The sequence below is a fragment of the Actinomyces sp. oral taxon 448 str. F0400 genome, assembly GCF_000220835.1.
Classification (GTDB): Bacteria; Actinomycetota; Actinomycetes; order Actinomycetales; family Actinomycetaceae; genus Actinomyces.
Window position 1 is genome coordinate 990,412 of record NZ_GL985606.1, and the last position, 5,534, is coordinate 995,945.

Here is a 5,534-nt window from a genome sequence, read left to right on the forward strand (position 1 = left end):
TGTGTGGAAGACCCGCCCGCGTCTGCGGTGGCGTCGGAGCCGTCGTCCCCGCCCGCGAGTGGGGGAGCGCGGATGCGGTGGCCCGGCTGGGACTGCCGAAAGGTCGTCCCCGCCTGCGGACGGGGGAGCGCGGCTCGTCGGCGCTGCGGATTCCTCCGGCCCCGCCGTCAGGCGCTCCTCTCCACGGTGATGCTCTCATCCGCGAGCAGAAGGACCGCGCCCGGAACGATGGCGGTGCGCCACTGAGGCCCGAGTCGGATCCGCTGCCCCGTGGGGTGCACCATGACGGTGCCGTTGGCCGAGTTCAGATCCTCGGCCCACACCTGCCGGTCGTCGAAGCCGATGCGCAGGTGGGAGCGCGAGAGCGCACTCGACGAGGAGTCCAGCGCGACGAGCTGGATGTCCCCGGGATCGGCCGGCCGCGGCGCCCGGCCGATGACGCACTGACCCTCCAGGGGGACGCGCCGGCCCGAACCTGTGATGAGGACGATGTCGGAACGGTCGGATCGTCGGGCGATGCGCGTGTCCTCCCGCGGGGGCGCCCCCGGACCCGCCTGCTCCGTCGGCGCGGTCGCATGGGGACCGCCGGGCTCGGCGGCCCCGCTCCCCGGCCCCGCCGAAGCCCCTGCCGCGGGTTCGCCGGCGAGAGCCGGCGGTGGAGTCTCGGAGGGGTTCCACGGTGATGAGGGTGATGAGGCTGCCGGGGAGGCCGGCGCGCGGTGGGACGTGGCCCTGCGCCTTCTGCGCGTCGGTGCCTTCGGCGTCGTCTCGTCCGGCGTTCCGGCGCGCACCCGCCGTCCGGAGGAGGGGGCGCTCGGCGATGCGGGTGAGACGGGCGGCACAGGGCCGGCGGGCGGCGGAGGGATCTCCTGCGCGGCGGGGGCCGCGCGCCCGGTCGGCACGGGGTCGGCGGGCGCTATCGGCCCGGAGGCGGGCGAGGCGGCGGCGCGCCCGGAGGCGGGTGGGATCGGCTGCCCCGAGTCGAGAGAGTCGCTCGCGCCCGTCTCGGAGCGCATGGCGGGTGCGCCGCCGGTGACGTCATGTCGAGGCGAGTCGCTCGCGCCCGTCTCGGAGCGCGTGCGCGGGTCGGGCGCCGCAGGTCCGAGGATCCCCTCGCGTGCAATGGGGGCGGATCGGACGGCGGGCTCCGGAGCTGAAGAGGCCGGCGGCGCGGATGCAAGTGCGCCCGGAGCTGGCCCGGGAGGGGAGTCCTCGCCCCCGATGCCCGGCGTCGGGGGCGAGGAGGGAGCGCCCGTCGGCATCGAGGACGGGACGGCTGACGAGGCCTGCGGGGACACGGATGTGGGGCGCTCCGCCCTCCCGCTCGCGGGGGTGCGCGGGTGCGCGGACCATGCGGTATTCCCGGCATCGCTGGGACCGGGGCCCCGACGGGGTCGATCCGCCCGGGACGACCGACGGCCCGTTCGGGTCCGGCAGCGCGTCAGCGTGTCGACGAACCCGGCCTCCCCGCTGCCCGCCGGGATCAGCGGTGTCAGGGCGACGCGGGCCGCCGCGCGGCCGAGTCCGGGGGTGGTCGAGCCCTCGGCGGTGACGACGCGCGCTCCGATCGCGGCCAGTCCCGGGGTCCTGCCGGTGCACGCCAGGACGATGATGACCAGCGCGAGGAGCTCGACGGCGGAGATGACGGCGAGCGGGGTCCATCCTCTGAGCAGGCCGAGCGCGGCGGGCGGGACGAGAAGGATCGCCAGGTCGATGGCGGCGGCGCCGATCAGCTCGGGCCTCGTCGGACGCCGTTGGCGCACGCCAGCGCCACCTCCGGCGCTTCCGGTGACGCTGGGGGCCTCGGTTGTGCTGATTGTGTCGTGGAGTCGAGTGCTCACAGCTGCCTCATGAAGTCGATGATTCCGGCGGCGACCACTGCCGAGGGGAGCGCCAGGAAACCTGCGAGAGACCCCAGAATGTCTCCGAAACGGCCCCACCACGCCGATGGGCGACCGCCCAGTCGTGTGAACATGATGACGACGGATACGAGCCCGGCCCCCGCCGCGATTCCGATGAGCAGGGTGAACGTCGCCGTCCCGGGCTGGGAGCCCGAGCTCAGAATCGAGACGATGGCGGCGGCGCCCACCGCCAGCCGCGGCAGAACGCGTTCGGTGTGCGAACGCGCCGTGCGCGGGTGGAGCAGCAGGAGCGCCGTCACGAGAATCAGCTCGACGCGGGCGCCCCATGCGGACGGTCCGCTGCCCAGGGCCACCGCCACCGCAGCCGGTGAGCACGCCACCACGACGACGGCGATCACCGCTCCGGTGGCCACCGACATCGACTCCGCCTGATCCAGCGTGCGCGAGATCCGGGCGCCGGTGACCCTCGCCGGCGGTTCAACGGTCGGCACCCGCACGCCCCTGCTGCCCGCGCGCTGCTCCGATAAGTCGAGCAGCTGCTGGTCGGGAACCGAGGAGAGCGACACGGCGGGCACGAGCGTGATGAAGAGGGCGCCGAGCGCCAGGCTGATGACGACCACCGAAGTCCGGGGGACATCGAGGACGAGGATCGCCGTGGCCAGGGCGGCCACGGTCGTCCACGCGAGGGCGCCCGTCGCGGCGCACGCGGATCGCAGTCGCAGCCACAGGGCCAGAGAGGCGGCGCCCGCCCCCCATGCGCTCAGCAGCGTCGTCGTCGCGACCGGCTCGAGGGCGTCCGCCGGCACCAGCAGGGCCCCCGTCGCGGCGCCCAGCAGCGGCAGCGGCAGGATCGTGGACGCCTCCTGCACGGGAGTGAGCCGGTTGTTCGCCAGGATCGCCCGGGCCGCCAGGAGCGCGGCGGCCAGACCAGCGGCCCCCGCGCGCGCCGGCAACGGCAGGCGCGCCTCCCCGACGGTCAGCGCCGAGTACCACCCCAGCGCCAGGAGCAGGCAGGCCACCAGCACGACGGCGGCCGCATCGAGAGCGGGCCGCACGGGGCGGGAGGCGGAGCGGATGGCCAGGCGATCGGCCGCGTGCCTGCCGGTGACCCTGCCGCCCACGAGCAGCACGGTGCCGCTCCCGAGGTCCTGGCCGATGAGGGAATTCAATGGGGCGGGCGCCCCCGTGGTGGTCGATACCCGAACGTCGTCCGGGACCGCTGCGCCCGTCCGCGCCTCCAGGAGCGCGCGCACCGGGGTTCCCGCTGCGACGGCGACATCGGTCCGCCCGCCGTCGTCGACGAGGGTGACGCGTACGTTCGCCACATTCATGCGGATTCTCGCTTCTCATGTGTTAAGGGTCGTTCGCGGGGGTCCTTGCACGGGTGCTCGACGTGGAGGCGTACCGGACTGCACGAGTACTCTAGAGGCACCGACTATTCTGCGACCCCGCGCGAGTGTCGTCCATGAGAATCGGGCCGCCCTTCAGCCGGCGAGTCCGCCGCTGACGAATCGGAAGGTTTCGGGCCGCCCTATGAGCGACAACCAGGTGAGCACCTCAGACGCCCCCGAGCGCCCGTCGGGGACTATCGATGTCAAGGCGCCGCCGGACGCCGTCGTCGCTCAGGACGCGTCGAACGTCCTGGCCACGGTGCTGCCGCTGACCGGCTCCATGGGCGTCATGGTGTTCATGGCCATCTCGAACTCCAACGGCACCCGTACCCTCCTGATGGGCGGCGGCATGGTGATCGCCATGCTGTCCATGGTCGGAGTCAACATCTATCGTCAGGTGCATCAGCATCGTGAGAGTGTCAAGGATCAGCGGCGCGAGTACCTCGCCTATCTGTCCGAGCTGCGGGACTCGGTGCGCACGGTGGCCGGTCAGCAGCGGCGTCACGCGGTGCACGTCCTGCCCGAGCCGGAGGCGCTGCCCTATTTCGTCCAGGATGGCAGACGGGTGTGGGAGCGCACTCCCGGCGACGACCAGGTGCTCGTGCGGCTGGGGCGTTCGACCCAGCCTCTGTGCGTGGAGCTGGTCCCGGAGAAGCTCGACGCGCTGGCCAAGCCCGACCCCGTGTGCCTGTCCGCCATGTCGCGATTCGTGGTCACCCACCGCGACGTCGACGGTCTGCCGCTGGGGACCTCGCTGAATTACTTCTCCCGCGTGGAAGTCGTTGGTCAGGCCGATGCCGCTCGCGCGCTGACACGCGCTCTGCTCGCGCATCTGCTGTCCATGACGCCGCCCAGCCAGTTGCGCGTGGCGGTGGTGGCCTCCGAGGAGAATCTAGGGCAGTGGGAATGGCTCAAATGGGCGCCCCACGTCTGGTCGGACACGGTTCAGGATGATGCCGGCCCCGCCCGTGTGATCACGACGTCGTGGCAGGAGGCGCTCGAGCTGCTGCCCGAGGATCTCGAGGATCGCGGGGCCTTCTCCTACGACGTCGCCGACACTCCCATGCCGTACATCATCGTCGTGGTTGACGGCGGCCTGGTGCCCCCCGGGGCTCCCATCGCCTCGAGCAGCGGGGTGAACGGGGCGACCGTCATCGACCTGCCCGAGAGGTGGGGCGCGCTGACCTCGCTGTCGACTCTCCGCCTCCTGCTGCACCCGGCCTCCATGCTGACCCACGCCACTCCCATGGAGGTCGTGCGCGCCGGGGAGGACCCCGCCCCCGCCGTAGCCGACCTGATGGACATCGCAACCGCCGAGGCCGTCGTCAGACGCCTGTCCTCGCGCTTCAGCACCTCCGGGGAGGCCGCCGTCAGCGCCCCGGTGGGCACCACCGACCTCAAGCGCTCGGCCGATCTCCTCGATCTTCTCGAACTCGGGGACGTGCGCGACGTCGACCCGGACGTCGTCTGGAGCCGCAGGCGGTCGGGGCGGGACCGCCTGCGGGTCCCCTTCGCCGTCACGCCGGAGGGCGCCCCGGTGGTTCTGGACATCAAGGAGTCCGCCGAGAGCGGCATGGGCCCCCACGGGCTGCTCGTGGGCGCGACCGGCTCGGGCAAGTCCGAGGTCCTGCGCACCCTCGTGCTGGCGCTGGCGCTGACCCACTCGCCCGATCAGCTCAACTTCGTGCTGGTGGACTTCAAGGGCGGCGCCACCTTCGCGGGTATGTCGGAGCTCCCGCACGTGTCCGCCATGATTTCCAACCTGGAGAGCGAGCTGGGGCTGGTCGATCGCATGGAGGAGGCCCTGCGCGGGGAGATGACGCGCCGCCAGGAGATGCTCCGCGACGCGGGCAACTACGCCAACGTCTCCGACTACGAGGAGGCGCGCCGCGCGGGCAGGCATAACGGGGAGCCGCTGCCGGCCCTGTTCGTCATCCTCGATGAGTTCTCCGAGCTGCTGTCGGCCAAGCCGGATTTCATCGAGCTGTTCGTCGCCATCGGACGCCTGGGGCGCTCGATGCAGATCCACCTCCTGCTGTCCTCCCAGCGCCTGGAGGAGGGCCGCCTCCACGGTTTGGAATCCCATCTGTCCTACCGGGTCGGCCTGCGCACCTTCTCCGCGGCCGAGTCGCGCATCGTTCTGGGGGTCGCCGACGCCTACGACCTGCCGCCCTACCCGGGCAGCGGCTACCTCAAGAGCGGCACACGCGAGATGACTCGTTTTCGGGCCTGCTACGTGGCCGGCCCGCCGCCCGAGCGCGCGGGCGCCGCCGTGCCCGCG

The 5,534-nt window shown here is 72.6% G+C and carries 3 protein-coding genes; 1 reads left to right on the plus strand and 2 read right to left on the minus strand.

From position 1 onward, the window contains the following. Positions 1 to 167 precede the first annotated feature (167 nt). Both HMPREF9062_RS13770 and HMPREF9062_RS04250 read right to left on the minus strand, forming a co-directional pair. The gene (locus HMPREF9062_RS13770) at positions 168 to 1,841 is read right to left on the minus strand and encodes an FHA domain-containing protein (RefSeq protein WP_034253728.1); all 1,674 of its coding nucleotides are present in this window, start codon (positions 1,839 to 1,841) and stop codon (positions 168 to 170) included. After that, positions 1,838 to 3,193, minus strand: a complete 1,356-nt coding sequence (locus HMPREF9062_RS04250) for a hypothetical protein (protein ID WP_009748809.1) — start codon at positions 3,191 to 3,193, stop codon at positions 1,838 to 1,840. The genes HMPREF9062_RS13770 and HMPREF9062_RS04250 overlap by 4 nt, the downstream gene beginning before the upstream one ends. A 202-nt stretch (positions 3,194 to 3,395) precedes the next feature. Between HMPREF9062_RS04250 and eccCa the strand changes: the two genes are divergently transcribed. Then, a partial coding sequence (eccCa, locus tag HMPREF9062_RS04255) for a type VII secretion protein EccCa (RefSeq protein ID WP_009748810.1) occupies positions 3,396 to 5,534 on the plus strand: 2,139 nt, incomplete at its 3' end.

Excerpts from the sequence above, each read along its gene's own strand:
- HMPREF9062_RS04250 (WP_009748809.1), bottom strand. The coding sequence starts at position 3,193 with ATGAATGTGGCGAACGTACGCGTCACCCTCGTCGACGACGGCGGGCGG.